The organism is Pseudoalteromonas maris, from assembly GCF_049257235.1.
In the GTDB taxonomy this organism is placed as follows: domain Bacteria; phylum Pseudomonadota; class Gammaproteobacteria; order Enterobacterales; family Alteromonadaceae; genus Pseudoalteromonas.
In genome coordinates, this window is record NZ_JBMMUF010000015.1 from 23628 (window position 1) to 42310 (window position 18683).

Consider the following 18683-nt stretch of genomic DNA (forward strand, 5'->3'; position numbering starts at 1 on the left):
GTGCGCAAAGGCTTACTCTGGCTTAAAAACGCCGATCACTTGCTCAAACTGACGCGTTGATGCTTGAACGGCGTTTTCTGGCTGGGTCATTATGTGACCACACTCAACACACTGCACCTTTTCTACATCATGCTCTTTATACAGCATCATGGTATCCATCTGCTCGCACTTAGGGCAACTCGCCCCTGCTATAAAGCGCTTTTTCTGTTTCATTTAATCCACCCCTTGAGCCTTTACATCATGGCTTAATATGGACGTCAGTTTATCATAAAAATTCCCTCTTGAACGCCTACTCCATGTTATCATGGCGCTAATTTCAACCCTGTGCAGTAACTATGATTCAAATCAGTGACATTGAGCTTTTACGTGGTGCAAAATGCTTACTTAAAAACGCAAGTGCGACTTTATTTCCACAGCACAAAGTGGGCCTTGTTGGCAGTAATGGTTGTGGTAAGTCGAGCTTATTCGCCTTATTAAAAGGTGAATTACAACTCGATGCTGGTTCAGCACATATCCCCAAAGAGTGGTCGATTGCTTCAGTAAAACAAGAAACACCAGCGCTTGATATCAGTGCCTTGGAGTACGTACTACAAGGTCATCCTGAGTACTATGCGCTGCGCACTGAACTAAAACGTGCTGAACACCATGGGGATGGTGAAACCCAGGCCAAAGTGCATCAGCAACTCGAGCTAATGAAAGGCTACAGCATAGAAGCAAAAGCCGGTGAGTTACTGCATGGTTTAGGTTTTTCTAACGCACAAATTGATTTTAGCGTGAGTGACTTCTCTGGTGGTTGGCGCATGCGCTTAAACCTAGCGCAAGCCTTGATCCGCGGTGCTGATTTATTGCTATTGGATGAGCCCACCAACCACCTCGATTTGGATGCTGTGTATTGGTTGGAGCGTTTCTTACGCGCCTACAGCGGTACGTTAGTCCTAATTTCCCATGACCGCGAGTTTCTAGATGCTGTGGTGGGCGAAATTTGGCATATAGACCAACAACTTATCAATGTTTACAAAGGTAATTATTCGCAGTTTGAACGTCAAAAGGCTGAACGTTTAGCACAACATCAAGCACAGTTTGAGAAGCAACAAGAGCAAATCGCGCATCTGGAAAAGTTTATTACGCGCTTTAAAGCCAAAGCCAGTAAAGCAAAGCAAGCACAAAGCCGCGTAAAAGCACTAGAGCGCATGGAAAAACTCGCCCCTGCACATGTCGACTCACCTTTTGATTTTAGCTTTGCCGAGCCAGAGGCGCTGCCTAATCCACTGATTGCGCTTGACGGCGCCCAAGCGGGCTACGGTGACACCACTATTTTACACAGCATAAAACTCAACTTGGTCCCGGGTAGCCGAATTGCTCTGCTAGGTCGCAATGGTGCAGGTAAATCGACACTCATTAAGTTACTCGCACAAGAGTTAGCGCCTCAAGCGGGCGAGGTGTTTTACCACCAAGGCTTACGTGTGGGTTACTTTGCTCAGCACCAACTTGAGGCACTCGACTTACAGGCCAGTGCCCTCACTCATTTGCAGCGTTTAAATCCACACGCTACAGAGCAATCACTGCGAGATTTTTTAGGTGGCTTTGATTTTGTCGCAGATAAAGCGCTAGAACCGGTTGCACCTTTCTCTGGTGGAGAAAAGGCACGACTGGTGTTGGCCATGTTGGTATATCAAAAGCCAAACCTACTGCTGCTTGATGAGCCAACCAACCACTTAGACTTAGAGATGCGTCATGCATTGGTTATGGCCTTACAAGGGTTTGAAGGCGCCATGGTGACGGTATCACACGACCGTCATCTGTTGAAAAACACAGCCGATGAGTTTTATTTGGTAGATAAAGGGGAAGTAAGCCAATTTGGTTATGACCTAGACGCCTATTATCAATGGCTATTGAAGGCTAATCAAAGCGAGAAGCCAGCAACTAATTTAGAAGACAAGGCCCATTCTAGCGCTAACCGTAAAGAGCAAAAGCGCAAAGAAGCTGAATTTAGAAAGTCAGTACAGCCGCTCAAAAAAGACATCGATAAACTTGAAAAGCGACTGGATAAACTCTCTCCCGAACTTACGCAAGTGGAAGAGCAACTGGCAGACAACAGTCTCTATGACGAGAGCAACAAAGACAAACTCAAAGATCTGCTTGCGAGGCAAAGTGAGCTTTCTAAGCAACAGGATGAAGTAGAGGAGCAACTGCTTGAGCTGATGAGTGAATTAGAAGAGCAAGAGCAACAATTTTATGAGCAAAATTAGCGCTAGCCAATTTTGGCAATTTAGCTTGCACACCTATGCCAATGAACAGGTGCAACACACCTTGTTGCATTGGCAAAATGAGCATAGGTTAAACGTCAACCTGTGCTTATTATTGGCTTATCTAGACTGCCACCAGCTAGCAATTTCACCGGTACAACTAGAGACGCTCACCGACGTAATAAACGAGTTTGATCAACACGCGCTGCAACCTTTACGTAGTGTGCGTGCATTCTTAAAAAGCGAGCAACAACATATCACTCACTACGCTGATATGCGCAAGCAAATGCTCGCTCTTGAGTTGGAGTTTGAAAAACACCAGCAAGCAGAATTGATCGCGGCATGTAATGCATTATCAATGACGACGCACGCCCATCCAAACAACCTAACGCACTACCTTCCAAAGGCATTACTACCGCTAAAAAATGATCTGGATCAAGCACTGCACTCGGTGAGTTACTAACCTGCAGCTAATCTTGATCTAGGTCATATAACCGCCGCATTTCCTATCTTAGACTTACCACATCAAAGGAATAGGAGACGCCACCATGCAAGTATTTTTCAGAGACTTTTTCTCAGACCCAGTACTATTTTTATCATTCGGCATTTTAAGTGTTGTTGTACTACTTTGCTTGTTTTACGTGGGCTTCTTCATCAAAAAAGTCATGGATGCTGAAGTTCCAAAACAAAGCTAATTCCAGCTTGATGCACACCAATTAATCGCTAACCAAATTAAGCACGACGCACAAAGCCTTCTCTAATCTTTGTATTAGCGAAGGCTTTATTTTTATTCATGGAATGAGCAAACCAACAAACTTTGTTACTATAGTGCGCGATGTATTCGGACTTTGTTGGTAAATATTCAGTGATTAACCACTTTACCCCTGCTTGGTGGATGTCAAACCGCCACTTACAAACCATTTTGCCGCGCTTTTTCCGTCCTGGATTCAAAGTCGATGTTGCGCGCGAAATCATCCATACTGAGGATGATGACTTTCTCGATTTAGCATGGGCACAACCAGCACAGCCCGATAGGCCACTTGTTATTATTTTGCATGGTTTAGAGGGTAATATTGATAGCTTTTATGCCAAAGGCATGATGAAAGCACTGCAAAACGCAGGGCTTGATGCCGTGCTTATGCACTTTCGTAATTGCTCTGGGAAACCAAACCGTCAAGCACGCGCTTATCACAGTGGTGAAACGCAAGATCTGGGTTTCTTTATTCGTTACCTTCAGAACAAATTCCCTAATAGACCCCTTGCTGCAGTGGGTTTTTCGCTCGGTGGTAATGTACTGGCCAAGTACCTTGGCGAGCAAGGTGAACAAAGTGGTTTAGTTGCAGCAAGCGTGGTGAGTGCCCCTCATGACTTATCAAGTTCATGCCAAATCATTCGTAAAAGCCTAGGAAAGGTTTATCAGCACTACCTACTTGGACGCATGAAAAAGTCCATGACACGAAAATTACCCCAGCTAGCAGGCGTCTTGGATATGACCGCACAGCAGCTAAACGCGATTGATGACTTATGGGAGTTCGACAACCTTATCACCGCACCCTTGCACGGATTTGACGGCGCTGAAGATTACTATGCAAAAAGCAGTGCCAAGCCCTATTTAAAACATATCGTAACGCCCACTTTATTAATCCACGCACAAGACGATCCCATGCTTGCCATACAAGCTGTGCCTCGCCCTGAAGATGTGTCGGATGCTGTGGATTTACGAGTATCAAATAAAGGTGGCCATGTTGGCTTCATTAGTTGCAGTGGTTGGTTTAAGCCAGAGTTTTGGTTAGAACAGACCATCCCTCACTACTTTTCGGAGCAATTTGCAAAAGTATGATTATTCCTTACCAAGAGCTTAGTAAAGAAGCCCTCATCAATTTGATTGAGCAATTTATTCTGCGTGAAGGGACCGATTACGGCGAAAATGAAGTAAACAACGATACCAAAATAGAGCAAGTCCTTGGGCAAATTAAACGCGGGGAGGCCGTGATTGTTTACTCTGAACTACACGAAGAAGTGAACATCATGAGCGCGCAGCAATTCAAGCAAATGCAAACCGAAGAAGGCGACTATCACATCGATAGAGACGAATTCTAATTCATAAATACAGGGAGCTGAAATACTCCCTGTACAACACCCTATTTGGCTATCCCAAGAGCCCCAACGCTGCGAGCCCCTGAAAGACACCTATTTGCAGCGCATGCACAAACACAGTAAAAATAAGTGACCAAGAAAAATCCAAGCCAAGCACTTTAGAATAAACGTAAGACACCACCAAATAGGCGCCGAACAGTGTCAAAATGCCCACTTTAGAACCACCGAGCGCAAATAATACAATCAGTGACGCAATCATAGCTAAAAATGCAGCAATGGCGCATTGCCTCCACTGCTGATGAAAAGCGTCAAAAATCATTGCACCTATTTTCACCGGGATCACTGTAAAAGCAAAAAGGATGGCAACCACCATCAAAGAAGAATGTGCGTGTAAGAAAAGATCCATATTCTTCATAATTTACCCATCCATAGTATATGACAGGAACATGGTATCATTTGGGTACAAAACTTTAAACCACAAGTAAGTATAAGCTCTATACGCACACAACTCTTAGCTGTTATGCTCAAAGCGCACTGCTTAGCACTCACTATTTGGCTGCAAACAAACGCTTAAGGGAAGAACATGTCACTCATCGCACGCACACCTAAACCGCCCTATTACACCGTTATTTTCACGTCGTTGCGCACTGATGTAGATGAAGGCTATGGTGATACCGCCACACGAATGGTTGAGCTGGCCAAGGAGCAACCGGGTTTTTTGGGCATTGAATCCGCTCGTGAAGAAGTGGGGATCACGGTTTCTTATTGGGCTGATTTAGAAGCAATAAAGAATTGGAAAGCGAATATGGAGCACCTTACAGCGCAAAAGCTTGGACGCGACAAGTGGTACGCAGCGTTTAAATTGCGGATCGCTAAAGTCGAGCGGGATTATGGGATGTGAGCTGCTTTCACTTCCAGCCTTGCAACCATTGCTCGGCATTTTTTAACTCTTTCCAATCAATGGCATATTCATTTTTTGAATACACAGCCTCTAAGCTACAGCTCATCACACTCCCATCTTCATCATATTCGACCTCGGACACTAAAAAGTGCTTTTCTTTGTTGCGAGGTTGGACTGCCGTCCATTTGCTGTTGCGTAGTTTCGCAGGGTTTATTTTGTTCATATAAAAACGCGGTGACATCAATGTGTTGAATCAATACAGAGTTTTACGCATCAACAGCACCTAACGATTAGCGCGATTAAAAACCAAACCTTGTACGCCTCTATTCGTGATACTTACGAATCACCGCCACTTTGTCACCTTCCATCTCGAGTACTTCCATCATCACCTGCGAGTATTCGATAGGCTGGTTGCTTTGTGGGTGAACTCCTTTTGCATTATTTTTGTAGCGAATGGCAATTGCAGAGTGGTTGAAAGTGAATACATCTAACAACTCTGCGCTGAAATCAGTGTGTGCGCCTAAATAAAACGTCATGCCTTTGCGCATTTCAGCTTTGCCTGATGATGTACGCGAATCATCGGTGACCCAAGGTAAATGCGCATGACCCACGTCGTCTTTAAGCAACGAAAGGTATTCCTCCAGCTCATTAACTGTCGCATCCGGTGCCTGCGTCGCCGCCATTTTCTCAAAATACAATTGTGCAAAGGCTTTTAAATCGATTTGTGATTCTTGTGCCAATGCTGACGTGGACAACAAAAGTGCAGTAATCCCGACTAAAATATTTTTCATGTAAACTCCGTTTTTAATCCAAGCTAAATGCTGATATCAAAAGCGCAAAAAACAGTGCCCTTTCATTCCAAGATAAATCAATACGTTGCGGATAACAAATGCTTTCCCATTGCGGACATTCATATTCATTTCCTTTAATCTCATATCCTTGTCATACCCATAAAATGTCGCCACAATGGGGTCCTAATTCGATAATAACAATGAGCGGCTACTATGAAATTCACCACCCTTGGTGTGGCGCTGGCAATTGCACTTGGCAGCACAAGTGTTGCAGCGCAGGATGACTACCACGCATCAGAAAAAGCAATCAAACTGGCAAAAGAAAATATCCTAATCGACACCCATATCGATGTGCCTTATCGCATTCATGACCAGTGGGACGATGTAAGCAAAGCAACCGAACGTGGTGATTTTGACTACCCTCGCGCCATTGAAGGCGGTTTGAATACGCCATTTATGTCTATTTATATTCCAGCTAATTTGGAATTTGAGGGCAAAGGCAAAAGCTACCAATTAGCAAACCAGTTGATTGATATGATGGAAGCCTTGGCCTATCGCGCGCCAGATAAATTCGCGATTGCTGATTCAGTCGCTGACGTCGAAAAACAGTTCAAAGATGGCATTATGTCGCTGGCGATGGGAATGGAGAATGGCTCACCGATTGAAGGTGATATTAAAAACCTATACCACTTCTATGATCGTGGCGTTCGCTATATCACTCTTGCGCACTCGCAAAGCAACCATATTTCAGACTCTAGCTACGATATTCGTCGCAAATGGAAAGGTTTGAGCCCATTTGGTAAAGAGTTAGTTGTTGAGATGAACAAAGTGGGCATGCTCATCGACGTATCGCACATTTCCGATGCTGCCTTTTACCAAGTGATGGAACTGTCAAAAGTACCTGTCATTGCATCACATTCATCGCTTCGTAAGTATACGCCAGGCTTTGAGCGTAATATGGATGATGAGATGCTACTTGCACTGAAAAAAAATGGCGGTGTCATTCAAATTAACTTTGGCTCTAGCTTCGTAACTAGCAGTGCAAATAGTTGGTATGACCGTCGCGATGAAGCACGTGATGCAGCCAAAGAGTCAGGCAAAGATACCACTGACTTTACCGCTGCATTTCGAAAGAAAAACCCATTCCCATTTGCAACACTTGAGCAAGTGCTAGATCACATTGACCATGTTGTTAAGCTTATTGGCATTGAACATGTTGGTATTGGTTCAGACTATGATGGTGTTGGTGATTCATTGCCTGTAGGTTTAAAAGATGTATCGACCTACCCGAACCTAGTTCAAGGTTTACTCGATCGTGGTTACAGCGACGCTGATATTAAGAAAATCCTTGGTGAGAATATGTTGCGTGTATGGCGTGAGGCAGAAGCCTACGCTCAAGCGAACTAAAACAGCTATTGTAAACACCAAAAAGCCCGAGTTTATCTCGGGCTTTTTGCTAATAACATCAGGTACCACAAAACGTTTGGTAGTCTTCATCATTCGAAGCCGGCGGCTGTTGTAAATAACGATGCTCTTCTTGCAAAGAATAAGGCACTTTTAACGCAGTTAATAATGGCGCGAGTTTATCACTGTAACCTTGTTGCTCGAAGTCCTCGATGATGGCTTCTACCTGATGATTGCGCGGAATAACCTGCGGGTTACTCACACTCATCAAGGCGGCACTCTGTTCAAGATGCTGATCAACCACGCCCTGCCATTTACGCAACCATTCCACCAGCGGCGCTTGTATTTCCACTAAAGCATCTTTTTGCTGTTTACAGTACGCAGTTAGCTCCACAAACGTATTGGTAAAGTCTAAATGTTGCTCCTGCATAGCAACGAGTAATTCATTGATGAGCTCATCTACGTGCTCATCGTCACTCATTAACCCAAGTTTGTGCATCCACATAGTTTTGAGCTTAGTATTAAACAGCTCACCAAATTGGCTTAAGCGTTGTGTTAACTGCTCGACCACCTGCTCTTGAGGTGCAGTAAATAAATCAATGAGCGTCTCAGCAAAACGCGCCAAATTCCAACTCGCTATTTGGGGTTGATTACCATAGGCATAACGACCGTGACGATCGATTGAGCTAAACGTTCGATTAAAGTCAAACTGGCTCATCATCGCACATGGGCCATAATCAATTGTTTCGCCACTGACTAAGGTGTTATCGGTATTCATCACACCGTGAATAAAACCAATACGCATCCAACTGACTATCAGCTCAATTTGCCTATCCATGACGGCTGAAAATAGCGCTAAAAGCTGTTCATCTGCGTGCAACTGAGCTAATTGAGGGTAGTGACGAGAGATGGTTAAATCAACCAGCTCCCTTAGCGCTTGAATATCTTGTTGCGCTGCTAGAAACTGAAAGCTACCTACACGGATATGGCTACTTGCAACGCGACTAACTATCGCCCCCGCACTAGGCTTTTGACGCACTACGGTATCACCGCTCAGAGCAACACTTAAACAGCGAGTAGTGGGTACCTTGAGGCCAGCCAAAGCCTCGCTCATTATAAATTCACGCACCGCAGGGCCAATGCCACATAAGCCATCGCCACCGCGTGAAAATTGGGTTGCCCCTGAGCCTTTTAATTGAATATCCCAGCTTTGTCCTTGACTGCCTGCTACTGCTCCAAGCAGGTGTGCGCGGCCATCACCCAATAAAGGCACGTAGTTACCAAACTGATGCCCTGCGTAGGCTAATGCGAATGCATGTGGGTGCGCTTGCCCTGTTGCAAGTTGCGCCTTAGTAAGCTCATCTTCTGGCAACCCTAACTGCTGCGCTAATGGTGTGTTCCACAACACAATATGTGTGCCTGTAAAATCTTGCACCTTGGCTTCGTGACAAAGCCCAGAGACTCTCTGGTAGGGGTTATCTAGCTTCATAGCTATCCTTGTTGTCCTTAGCTGGACTCAAAGCCGACATAGTTATCACCCACACTGTAGGCAACAAGCTTGCTCAGCTCTTGTAATGTGCGACCACTTTGCTGCTGAAGGTCATTAAAAAATGCCTGAACTGCATCTAGTGACCGTTTTGAGTGTAGCCCACCATCAATGATTTCATTCGCTCGGCAGTACGCCTCGACATCACGAGACAACACAAAGGTATCTTTGCCCAGAGCACGCAAAGCGAACGATCCGGTATTACCGCCAAGGCGAGATCCATGCTTTTTCAAGTATAGCCATAAGCCCGTGATGTCTTCGACTGGCCAATTAGCAACAAAATCTGCAAAACTGCCATGTTCTTGAGCAGTTTCAAAAATCATTAAACAGTTTTCAGGAATGGTCTGCACTTTTTTAAAATTACGGACAATGCGCTCATCGCTGGCCTTTTGTTCAAGCATCTCAGGCGGCATCATCAGCAATTTCTCTACATTGAAATCCCAGAATACTTCGCGAAATCCTGGCCACTTGGCATTAATCACAGACCAGTAAAAACCACTTTGAAAAATCTTTCTCGTAAACTCCTCCAGCCAATCATCATCGGTTAGCTGTTTGAGTTCAGCGGTAGTTCGAGGTTTATTGAGCAAGGCTTCAAGCTGCGCCTTTGAGCCATTTCGCTCTAACGCGCGCTGATAAATAGACTGATATTTTTCCATAAACTGCTGAATGTCTTGAAAGTACGAAGCACATTAAAACATGCTTTCGGTAATGACAAAAAAGGTTATACCTTGGCAACATGCGAGTGGATCAAACTACAACCCCATAAAGGTGCCGTTATTGTGCCGCGAAACCTCACGCATCAAGGTAGAAAACTTCACCATATCAGGCGTCGCGCCCATATTACGCTTAAACGCAATCGCATGAATACGCGCAATCAATGCCCCCGAAGCGCTACGATTTAACCTGTTGATTTGTGCCAATGTGCTGTCATAACTGATTCCCGTGAAGTCATCGCCAAACACATACAAAGCCATCTTCCCTTGATAGCGGCTATACGCTCTCAGTGCCGCCTCAATACCTTCTACTGGAGAGCTATTGGAGCTACCATTCCATCCTTGCAAGCCCCTTAATACGCCTAAGCGCTGCGCTTTTGAGTCCTTACGCCACGAACCTAGAGCACTGCCTCCCAACACTTCACCATTATCAGAAAGCACCTGAAACCCCTCAACTTTGGGGTGATTGTTAAGGACTTCATCTAGCGTATTTAGCACCCGAGGCCACATGGTTTTCATTGACCCTGAAGTATCAATAATGAATACCACGTAGTCACTATCAACAGGAATACCGCCTACTTCATCATCACGAGATTGCGCATTGCCCGCGTTAATAGCCGCACGCTCACGCTCGAGCAAGGTTTGTTCTAACCCTGTTGCAGCATCAGTAAGCTGTTGCACATTATCTTTAGCTCGCGCCACTTGCGTCTCGAGCGCTTGTTTTTGCTCAGCATTACTTGCAGACACAGCTTGCGCCGCTGCAAGCTGCTGTTGTGCTGCACTTAATGCTTGTTCTAATTGCACCACATTTTGCTGTGAAGTATTGACCTCTTTGATCAGGGTGGCTACTTGGCTCACCTCTGGGGAGTCTTGTCGATACTCGTCTTGTTCACCATTTTTTGCTAAGAGAATCAGCATCACCACCGCCCCAAATGCGCACGAAATGATGTCCAAAAAAGATAGGCTAAATATTTCGATAGGCTCTTTGCGTTTCATGGCCAACTCCGCGCAGGGCTGATCATGGTACCACCGGTGTTATTCGCCCAGTTCCAATACAAGGCAGGTGCTAAGGGGTCACCTTCCAGAGGCAATAGCACAATATGCGTAGGTACTTTTGGCGCAACTTGAGCAATGCTGAACTGGTGAATGCGGGCACGACAATCACCATCTATGGTTTTCATATTTCCCGTCAGCGGTTTACAGGTTTTAGTCTCTCTAAAGCCTTGCACCGCACTAAGCATGGTAGGTAAACCATCGGTGATGATGTACAACGCATCAAGATCGGCAAACGTACTGCGCATGGTTTGTAATGCGCCATACAAGTTGGTGCCATTGTGTGGTACCAAGGCATCGATGTCATTAACAATTGCCTGTAAGCTACTTTGCACCTTGGCAGAGCTTACTGGACGATTACCCAACACCTGTGCTGAGGAATTGAAGCTAATCACGCTCACTTGCGCATTTTTTGGCACCCGTGCAAGCATCCATTTAGCTACACGCTTGGTGCGCTGCCATTTGGGCCCTTGCTGTTTTTGGGCTGTTGGGCCAATTTTACGGCGGATAATCTGAATCAGCTGCTCATCGGTCATCGATGCGCTGGCATCAATCATAATGCCAATACGCCGCCCTTCAACTTTCAAACCTAGTAAGTAATTTTCTTCACCCGTGCCTTGTAACTGAATAGGATCATCGACCTGCAATGGTGCTGCTGCCGCAACGGCTGATTCCAAATCAGCCACCACTGCTCGCTGTTCACTTAACGCTTGCTTAGTTGCTTGTTGCACAAGCTCAAGGGCTGCAATTTGCTGTTGTGTATCACTGTTTTGGGCATCTGTTTGCGCAAATGACTGTTGTGCAATAGAGACCTTTTTTTGCAAGCTCTGTGCTTGCTGTTGTGTGGCGGCCAGCTCGTGTTTTAAGCGTTCAATTTCCGTGCTTGGTGCATCAGTGCTGGCTTGAAACTTGACCACAATAAGGATCATCAATACCGCACCTAAGCCACAGGCCATGACGTCTAAAAATGATAAGTTGAACCCTTCTTCCGTGCGACGCTTTTGCATACGCGGTTACTTATGCAAATGAGTCAGTAGATGGGTCTCACAGTTGTTTTTTGTCTTGAGCACCATTTCATCTTGGCGATTATTCAAATGAAACAACACGTACATCAATAAGATAGAAAGCAGTAATGACACCAAGGTAGAGTTAAAAGCAACCCCGAGCTTATCAACCATGCCTGCAATATCTCCGGCTACAGCTTCTTCAGCCTTAGCCAGTGCAGAGCCAATGCCGCGGACCGTCCCCACAAAGCCGATGCTGGGGATGGCCCAGATAAAATAGCGGATCATGGCATTACCGGCTTCAAGTTGCGCTCCTAACGATTCCACACTGTCACGAATTGCATCGGCGGCATGCTGCACATTGTTGGTGTTTTTGTAACGACGTAAACAGTTAATCCAAGTCGCTACCGAACTATTTTTCGCACTTTCACCTTCTTCTAAATATGCCAGTGCGCCATCGACATCAAGCGGTTCATCTTTTGGGAAAGTTTTGAGGTAATCAAACGTAAATACTGGCTCTTCTTTAGATACAATACGGTAATATTTGTAGCTCATCAGTATTAAACAAAACAAGCCCAGCGTGACACATGCCTGCTGCTCTGCATCTTTTAAAATGACCCATACATTAGCCGTTGCACCAGCACCATATGCAGCAATAGCCGCCTCTGCCGCGGGGCGAATGAGCCCTTGATAAATAAGGTGAACCACTACTACGGTAGCAATAAATACAGCCATAGAAACTAACGGCGGCAGGTTCATGCGAGTATTATCAGTAGCCATCTATGACATCCTTATATATCAACGGGGAAAGTAGCGGGCGAGTCGAGACTAATTTTTGCAGCAATCGCCGCGGTGCCAAGGCCACATCCAAGAATTAACAATATAGCAATCACGAGATATTTACGTTTCATTGTTACCTCTCATATCGTGCAATGCGAAAGCCGATGGTCTCACTGGGTCCATCAGGAACAATTTTCAGTGCGTTGCGAAGACTTTGCATTCTGCCAGATTGATAATGACTGCCTTTAGCGAGACGGTTACCCCCTGCTGCTGGGCCAAGATAATCAAAGTGCACCTTATTAAGATCTGGGGTCACATAAGAGCTTGCATCAAACACCCACTCGCTCACGTTTCCTGCCAAATCGAACAGACCTGCTTTATCGGCTCGAAAACTTCCTACAGGAGCCTTGCCGGTATAGCCATCTGTGTAGTCATCAAAATAGAATGGCTGTTTCGATTTGAGTGTCTCATCCGCAAAATTACCGACTTGTTTGGGTAAACGTTCGCTATTACCCCAGACATATTTCGTGGCACTTGCTCGGTTGGCTTTTTTCGCTAACCACTCCCATTCAGCTTCTGTCAGTAAACGGTAACCACGCGCCTGAGGATTAATACCAACAAGCTGGTTATTACTGATGCGGTAATAAGGCATCAAGGATTCATTTTCACTCAACCAGTTACAATATTTTGCCGCCTGTATCCAGCTGATATTAGTAACAGGTAACTGTGACTTTGACACGCTATTGTCAAAGGCATGATATTGAGCCTCCGTTACTTCATGCCTACCAACCCATACCGGGCGAGAAAAATCAACGCGCACCGCAAACTCATTACGTTGGCGTCCGATTTCATTTGCTGGGGAGCCCATGGTATACGCGCTCATGTTAAATAACTGCATGTCGATACCGAGCGAAGAGATAAACAAAGGCCGACCTTCTTGGCGACGGGCGTCAAACTCACGCAATAAGGTCACATCAATACGTGAAGCGTGCTTGGCACTTGGGATGATTTTTTTAGTAACTGTACGATAGCCATCTTTCACCAATTTTATCTCGTGCTCCAAAGCGGCTAATGTTTGCGTGATTGGCGTTTTACCTACCACCTTGCCATTGATATATACATCCGCATCAATGTTACTTGTAACAGTCACCTTGCCTTGCTCAGGCTTTAGCTGGATGGGGTAGGCCTTTTTCTCTTTAGGCTCCAAGATAACTTTGGAGTTAAAGCTGTAGTAGCCCGGCTTAACGTAACGCACTGTGTGCATGGCATTGGCATCAACAGATAAGGTGCCCGGCTGCACGAGATTGCCATCAATGAATAAGCGACCCCCTTCAGGACTCACCGATACATCTAAAAATGCCTGCTGCGGCTGCAGTCGATATTCACGCACGACCTTTTTGGCAGACACGGTCACGTCCACCTGCTCGATGGTTGGCTCAAAGCCAGCTTTGTGGAGTTCAATGCTATAACGCCCCCCCGCACTGGCGAGCACTACAGGCGTTCGACCTTTCGATACGCCATCAATATAAACCTCTGCGCCTTGGGGGATTGACGTAATATTAAACTCCCCCTCTATGGGCAGCAATTGTGCGCTGATGACAGTTTCCTTTGCGCGCTCAAGCGTTATCTCTTGCTCGTCGTATTGAAAATAAGGGTTCTCGATACTTAAGCGGTATTCACCTGCCTCCAACGGCTCACTAATTTGTGCGCCTTTTGCCACTAAACGCCCATTTACTACCCACACAGTATGCTCGCCCAACTCCTGTGACACTGTGCCGACTAGGATGCCCGGCTTTGGCGTTAGCGTCACTTCAATTACGCTCGCACTAGTATCTGTAATTCTTTGTTTAGCATCGAAATAAGTTGGAGCTGAGACAATAACGGTGACATCCGCACCGAAGCGATAAACTACATTGTCTGATACAAAGCCCACGCCAGACTCAATACGCACAGATACCGACTCTTGCACATCTTGAGGTATTACCGTAATTGCATGACCTTTAACCACAAATAGATAAACAACAATAACAACCACCACAACCAAACTTGCCATAGCGCCCAATAAAAGAGGGAGTCTGGAGCTCTTTTGCCGCTGTTTTAATTGTGAATCCAACTCTGACATATGTCTTAAATCCTTGTTGTACAGGCGATGCTAAACGTAATCGGTGTATCACCCGTGACTTGTACATTCTTTTTCACCGTAACATAACCAGCACGACGCCCTTCAATCGTGTAGCTACCTGGCAACAATGACACTTGCTTGGTAGCAAATGCGCCATACTGTTCCACCCCTATAATATGCACTTGCGTGCTTTCATCTGATACCAATGTGACTGCAACGGGCCGTGTGTAATAGTCGATTTCACTTTTGAGAGAATCTATGACTGTACTTAATGCACTCGAAAATTGCTTGAGTGGTTGTGCTTGCGTTATTGCCTGCTCGGCGCGCGCACGTATTCCTGAATCGCTCAGGCGCTCAGGGCGTAGCGCAAATGTATTGAGGGTGCGGTGTGCGCTGAGCACTTGTTCAGCACGCACCTTGAGATCAGTGATAGTACTGTCGCCGGGAGCCTCTTGAAGAAATTTCTGAGCTAACGTGAGTACGGTTTGCCATTGTTGCTTCTCGCTGGCATCAAGCACCAACTCGCGAGTACGCTCAGTAGTTAGTTGACGCTGCTGTTTGCGCAACTGCTGCTCTAGCACGGTAATCGTCTGTGTGTTTGCTTGTAACTGCTTAAGCTGGTTTATCGCATTTTGTGCGCCGCCAAAGTCATATTGCTGAAGCGCCACGTGCGCCTGCTCAGTAACGGCACTGATCCGTTGTAGCCTTAGAGTCTGTTGGGCAACCTCCAACTTTTGCGCAGCAGTACTGTCTTGCCCCTGCAAAGCAACAAGCTGTTCTAACAGCTCCACCTGTTTTTGCAAATTGCGCTCTACTACAGCAGTGTCATACGCCCTTTGCAGTGCTTGCTCACTATCAAACTGGTTAATTTGCAGCTGTAACGTACTGATGCGCTCATCTTGATCATTGAGGCTGCGCATCCTATCGAGGTAAAGCTGGGCTTCTTGTGGTCTTTGTTGGCTCAGCGCACTTTCGGCTTGTTCAAACCAACTATCAACTGCCAGCATCCATTGTTGACTTAGCTGTTGCGCTAAATGCGTACTCGTTTGTAATTGCTGTTGCGCGCTTATAAAGTCACTGCGAGCGAATGCGTGTAGAGCAGATTCAAACGTATATTGAGTCTGTTGTGTAAGCTCCGGGGCAAATGCCACAACCTGTTCATTGCTCAACAAAGATTGGTATTGCTGCTCAAACTCTAATATCGCTTGTTGTACTTGATTGCGGATACCCGAGATATCCTCAGGCGCGCTGTCTGTGTCAATCGATTCAACGTTTACAGGCGCAGTTGCATCCTCAGAGTTTAAGACCACAAAAGCAGCGGCTCCCAAAAAAACCAAAGCCAGTACGGCTATGATAGTCACTAGATGGTTTACTCGCGTCTCTTGCGCAATTTGTTGTTGCTCAAGCTGTTGATCTAGCGTTGATTGTTGCTGTTTTTCTGACACTCGTATGACCCAATCCAGTTATCAATTAAACCTGTACTACTAATTTGCTGAAGTTTCTAACTGATACATTTTCTTTAGGTGTGCTTTCCACTGTAAGTATTGCTCAGCTGCAGTACCTGATAACTCTACTTCTTGCTCGTTAAACTCCATCACTTGTGGGCTTAGCGTCAGGTCAAGCCCTTGTCCCATTTCGTCAATCACCGCAGAGGCAACACGTAAATTTTGATTCGCTTTATATGCATCTTTTAGCAACCACGCACTGCCCAATGCGCCCACCGTTTTTGCAACCGACGTTGAATTGGATGAGCTGTTATTGCCCAAAGCTAAGGCGGCGATAAAACCTATGGTACCTAGTACAGCCTTCGCATTTCGCTCTGAGAGTGCTTCACGAGCACGGATCACTTCAGGGAGCGTCTCCTCTTGCCAATCTCGGTACGGATTGTCGGTTTGCTTTTGGAATGCATCAAACTGATCTTGTAGCCTATCAACGAATAACATTTCTTGGTTACGCAATACTTCTACACGCTGCATCATGGTGTCATTCTCAGCTGGCAAGGCGTTTAATTCGTATTTGTAAAAGCGAGTCCCGTTCTTTTTGTCGATTGACACTTTAAGGTAGTCACCAAATGCTTCAGGGGAATAGTAATTTGCATAACGGATAAGGGTCGTGTTTTTAATTACCTGCTTTTGCGACTCAGGTATCTTGCGCATCAACTCGTACACGTAATCAGCTACTTGATTAAACACGGGTTCATAGGGATCTTTGTCCTGATTTAGCGCGTCACGAAAAAAACTCTTAGAAACCTGATGCTCAAATTCTCTCGAATCTATCGGCTCGCCGGAGCTATCAACAATCGTGACCTCTAATTGCACGACCTCAGAATCAGAGTGCAAGATAGTGCCGAGCACGTAAAGATCGGCACTGGTATTAGCATCTGGCACCGCAGACACTGAACCAAACGCCTGAGTATTGGCAATCGCACGTTTAGTTTCCACCGCAAAACGCTTGGCTTCTGCACGACGTAGTTGAGGCCAAATATCCATCTCATCTAACTCATCGTAATCAACATCACCAGTGCGCTTATCAACAGGAAAACCAGGATTAAACACGGGCACCGCAACATCTAAAAACGTCCCAGAGTACTGTTTTTTGCTCGGCTCATAACTTGAAGGTGCCTGTGGACCGACGGGAGTAGGGCCAACACTTAACATATCTGAACGTGACGTAGATGTTGACTGACATGCGCTCAGACCAAATATCAATACGCCCACCAAGACTAAAAGTTTATTTAATTCACTTAGCTTCATAACGTTATACCTTCACTACTTTGTACAGTTGTAGTCTTTATACTGCTTAATGAGCGCATCGCGCGTTGCGTCATTTGTTTCTCTTTGAATTTCTTCATAGAGCATAGTGCAAATTATTGAATCATTGTCTTTGGGGGCTACAACCTGCTGCTCACGGCCGGCACCAATTTCACGCTTTTCTTTTTCACTAGAGGACGCATTATCCATGGTGGAGTGAGTCTCGTTGGCAGGGCGCTGCGCAGTGAGACTGTTATTCTCTGCGGGCGTATTCGAAGCATCTTGAGCCTCACTCACATCTTGCCCCGCGCTTTGGGATTGTGATTGCGCCATCTCTGTTTGCACTTTTTGCAAACACGTACTGTAGCGGTTCACTGAGTCTAGGAGCGCATTCTCCATAAGTAGAATCCGCTCTTCTTTGGTTAACGATTCCGGATCAATTTCTGCTATTTCGACCCCCGTACAATCATGCGCAACACTTGGCGAGACATACTGAGGAGCATTAGCCTGAGCCCAAGGCGTGCATACACATACCAGCAGAACCACTAGCATGTATGGCGCATAGATATAGATTGTTCTGTTTAGCTGCACTACTAGACTCATAGTATTTCCTAACCAACTAGTATATTTACCTTTTTTTATAACAAATTAGCAAATGATTGTTTGTAAGGTTTTGTTAGAACACGTAAGCGTATCTTATAAAGCTAGTTCTTGAAGTGTGAAATTACGCTTAATAATAAAGATGAAGTAAGACCGAAGCACCGCTTCGCAGCTTACTGAGGTGAGGTCAGGGATGACCGATGTAACCAAGCTACAGGGACGTATTGTTGAAACCACTCTGAACCGTGCCACCGCTTATATAAAAGGCTCAGCGATTCGAGAGTTATAGCTTGGTTTAAACTGTTTTATGTAGATTCGTTAAACGCCACAAAGCAAAAAACCCGCTGCATTGCTGCAACGGGTTTCTTTGAATAAGGCGAAGTAAGACCGAAGCACCGCTTCGCAGCTTACTGAGGTGAGGTCAGGGATGACCGATGTAACCAAGCTACAGGGACGTATTGTTGAAACCACTCTGAACCGTGCCACCGCTTATATAAAAGGCTCAGCGATTCGAGAGTTATAGCTTGGTATAAACTGTCTGATGTGGATTCGCTAAACCCCAAACGCAAAAAACCCGCTCATAGAGCGGGTTTCTTTAAATTGAAGCCTGGTGATGACCTACTTTCACATGGCAAATGCCACACTATCATCGGTTGGGGACGCCTAGTCGGGGCCG

The 18683-nt window shown here is 45.6% G+C and carries 20 protein-coding genes; 7 read left to right on the forward strand and 13 right to left on the reverse strand.

The window, feature by feature from the left end; translation table 11 throughout:
- Window positions 1-12 precede the first annotated feature (12 nt).
- Window positions 13-213: a YheV family putative zinc ribbon protein gene (locus AAEU32_RS15315; RefSeq protein ID WP_421971406.1), complete on the reverse strand. Its 201-nt coding sequence runs from the start codon at window positions 211-213 to the stop codon at window positions 13-15.
- 122 nt (window positions 214-335) lie between these two features.
- Here AAEU32_RS15315 and AAEU32_RS15320 point away from each other — a divergent pair, with 122 nt between their 5' ends.
- The 5 genes from AAEU32_RS15320 (at window position 336) to AAEU32_RS15340 (ending at window position 4346) form a co-directional block, all read left to right on the forward strand.
- A complete protein-coding gene (locus tag AAEU32_RS15320) occupies window positions 336-2249 on the forward strand; it encodes an ATP-binding cassette domain-containing protein (protein ID WP_421971407.1) in 1914 nt (637 codons plus the stop codon).
- Window positions 2236-2709 (forward strand): TIGR02444 family protein, encoded by a 474-nt coding sequence (locus AAEU32_RS15325; protein WP_421971408.1) that lies wholly within the window; start codon window positions 2236-2238, stop codon window positions 2707-2709. The genes AAEU32_RS15320 and AAEU32_RS15325 overlap by 14 nt, the downstream gene beginning before the upstream one ends.
- A gap of 85 nt (window positions 2710-2794) precedes the next feature.
- On the forward strand, window positions 2795-2941 hold the full coding sequence (locus AAEU32_RS15330) for a hypothetical protein (protein ID WP_421971409.1): 147 nt from the start codon (window positions 2795-2797) through the stop codon (window positions 2939-2941).
- Between the two features lie 170 nt (window positions 2942-3111).
- Window positions 3112-4086, forward strand: coding sequence for a hydrolase (locus AAEU32_RS15335; RefSeq protein ID WP_421971426.1), 975 nt, complete (start codon window positions 3112-3114; stop codon window positions 4084-4086).
- Window positions 4083-4346, forward strand: a complete 264-nt coding sequence (locus AAEU32_RS15340; protein ID WP_421971410.1) for a YheU family protein — start codon at window positions 4083-4085, stop codon at window positions 4344-4346. Before AAEU32_RS15335 ends, AAEU32_RS15340 begins: the two co-directional genes overlap by 4 nt.
- 49 nt (window positions 4347-4395) lie before the next feature.
- Here the strand turns inward: AAEU32_RS15340 and AAEU32_RS15345 are convergent, their stop codons facing one another.
- Window positions 4396-4758: a hypothetical protein gene (locus tag AAEU32_RS15345; protein WP_421971411.1), complete on the reverse strand. Its 363-nt coding sequence runs from the start codon at window positions 4756-4758 to the stop codon at window positions 4396-4398.
- Window positions 4759-4926: 168 nt separating this feature from the next.
- Here AAEU32_RS15345 and AAEU32_RS15350 point away from each other — a divergent pair, with 168 nt between their 5' ends.
- The gene (locus AAEU32_RS15350; protein ID WP_421971412.1) at window positions 4927-5244 is read left to right on the forward strand and encodes an antibiotic biosynthesis monooxygenase family protein; all 318 of its coding nucleotides are present in this window, start codon (window positions 4927-4929) and stop codon (window positions 5242-5244) included.
- Window positions 5245-5251: 7 nt separating this feature from the next.
- On the opposite strand, the gene AAEU32_RS15355 is transcribed toward AAEU32_RS15350, so the two are convergent.
- Entirely contained in the window at window positions 5252-5467 is a 216-nt protein-coding gene (locus AAEU32_RS15355) for a TIGR02450 family Trp-rich protein (protein WP_421971413.1), read from the reverse strand.
- A gap of 100 nt (window positions 5468-5567) precedes the next feature.
- Window positions 5568-6035, reverse strand: a complete 468-nt coding sequence (locus AAEU32_RS15360) for a nuclear transport factor 2 family protein (RefSeq protein ID WP_421971414.1) — start codon at window positions 6033-6035, stop codon at window positions 5568-5570.
- 213 nt (window positions 6036-6248) lie between these two features.
- On the opposite strand from AAEU32_RS15360, the gene AAEU32_RS15365 reads away from it, so the two are divergent.
- Window positions 6249-7442 carry a dipeptidase gene (locus tag AAEU32_RS15365; RefSeq protein WP_421971415.1) on the forward strand — a complete coding sequence of 398 codons (1194 nt, stop codon included), beginning with the start codon at window positions 6249-6251 and terminating at the stop codon, window positions 7440-7442.
- Between the two features lie 58 nt (window positions 7443-7500).
- On the opposite strand, the gene AAEU32_RS15370 is transcribed toward AAEU32_RS15365, so the two are convergent.
- From AAEU32_RS15370 to AAEU32_RS15410, 9 genes are all read right to left on the reverse strand, one after another.
- Window positions 7501-8928: a protein adenylyltransferase SelO gene (locus AAEU32_RS15370; RefSeq protein WP_421971416.1), complete on the reverse strand. Its 1428-nt coding sequence runs from the start codon at window positions 8926-8928 to the stop codon at window positions 7501-7503.
- A gap of 17 nt (window positions 8929-8945) precedes the next feature.
- A complete protein-coding gene (locus tag AAEU32_RS15375) occupies window positions 8946-9641 on the reverse strand; it encodes a DNA-3-methyladenine glycosylase I (protein WP_421971417.1) in 696 nt (231 codons plus the stop codon).
- A 96-nt stretch (window positions 9642-9737) separates the two neighbouring features.
- Window positions 9738-10694: a vWA domain-containing protein gene (locus tag AAEU32_RS15380; protein ID WP_421971418.1), complete on the reverse strand. Its 957-nt coding sequence runs from the start codon at window positions 10692-10694 to the stop codon at window positions 9738-9740.
- The gene (locus AAEU32_RS15385; protein WP_421971419.1) at window positions 10691-11758 is read right to left on the reverse strand and encodes a VWA domain-containing protein; all 1068 of its coding nucleotides are present in this window, start codon (window positions 11756-11758) and stop codon (window positions 10691-10693) included. The genes AAEU32_RS15380 and AAEU32_RS15385 overlap by 4 nt, the downstream gene beginning before the upstream one ends.
- Window positions 11759-11764: 6 nt before the next feature.
- Window positions 11765-12535 carry a MotA/TolQ/ExbB proton channel family protein gene (locus AAEU32_RS15390; RefSeq protein WP_421971420.1) on the reverse strand — a complete coding sequence of 257 codons (771 nt, stop codon included), beginning with the start codon at window positions 12533-12535 and terminating at the stop codon, window positions 11765-11767.
- A 133-nt stretch (window positions 12536-12668) separates the two neighbouring features.
- Window positions 12669-14657 carry a PEGA domain-containing protein gene (locus AAEU32_RS15395; protein ID WP_421971421.1) on the reverse strand — a complete coding sequence of 663 codons (1989 nt, stop codon included), beginning with the start codon at window positions 14655-14657 and terminating at the stop codon, window positions 12669-12671.
- 5 nt (window positions 14658-14662) lie between these two features.
- Complete coding sequence (locus AAEU32_RS15400; RefSeq protein WP_421971422.1) at window positions 14663-16102, reverse strand: coiled-coil domain-containing protein; 1440 nt, start codon at window positions 16100-16102, stop codon at window positions 14663-14665.
- A 39-nt stretch (window positions 16103-16141) separates the two neighbouring features.
- Window positions 16142-17410 carry a hypothetical protein gene (locus AAEU32_RS15405; RefSeq protein ID WP_421971423.1) on the reverse strand — a complete coding sequence of 423 codons (1269 nt, stop codon included), beginning with the start codon at window positions 17408-17410 and terminating at the stop codon, window positions 16142-16144.
- Between the two features lie 15 nt (window positions 17411-17425).
- Window positions 17426-18010, reverse strand: coding sequence for a hypothetical protein (locus AAEU32_RS15410; RefSeq protein WP_421971424.1), 585 nt, complete (start codon window positions 18008-18010; stop codon window positions 17426-17428).
- Window positions 18011-18683: the final 673 nt, after the last annotated feature.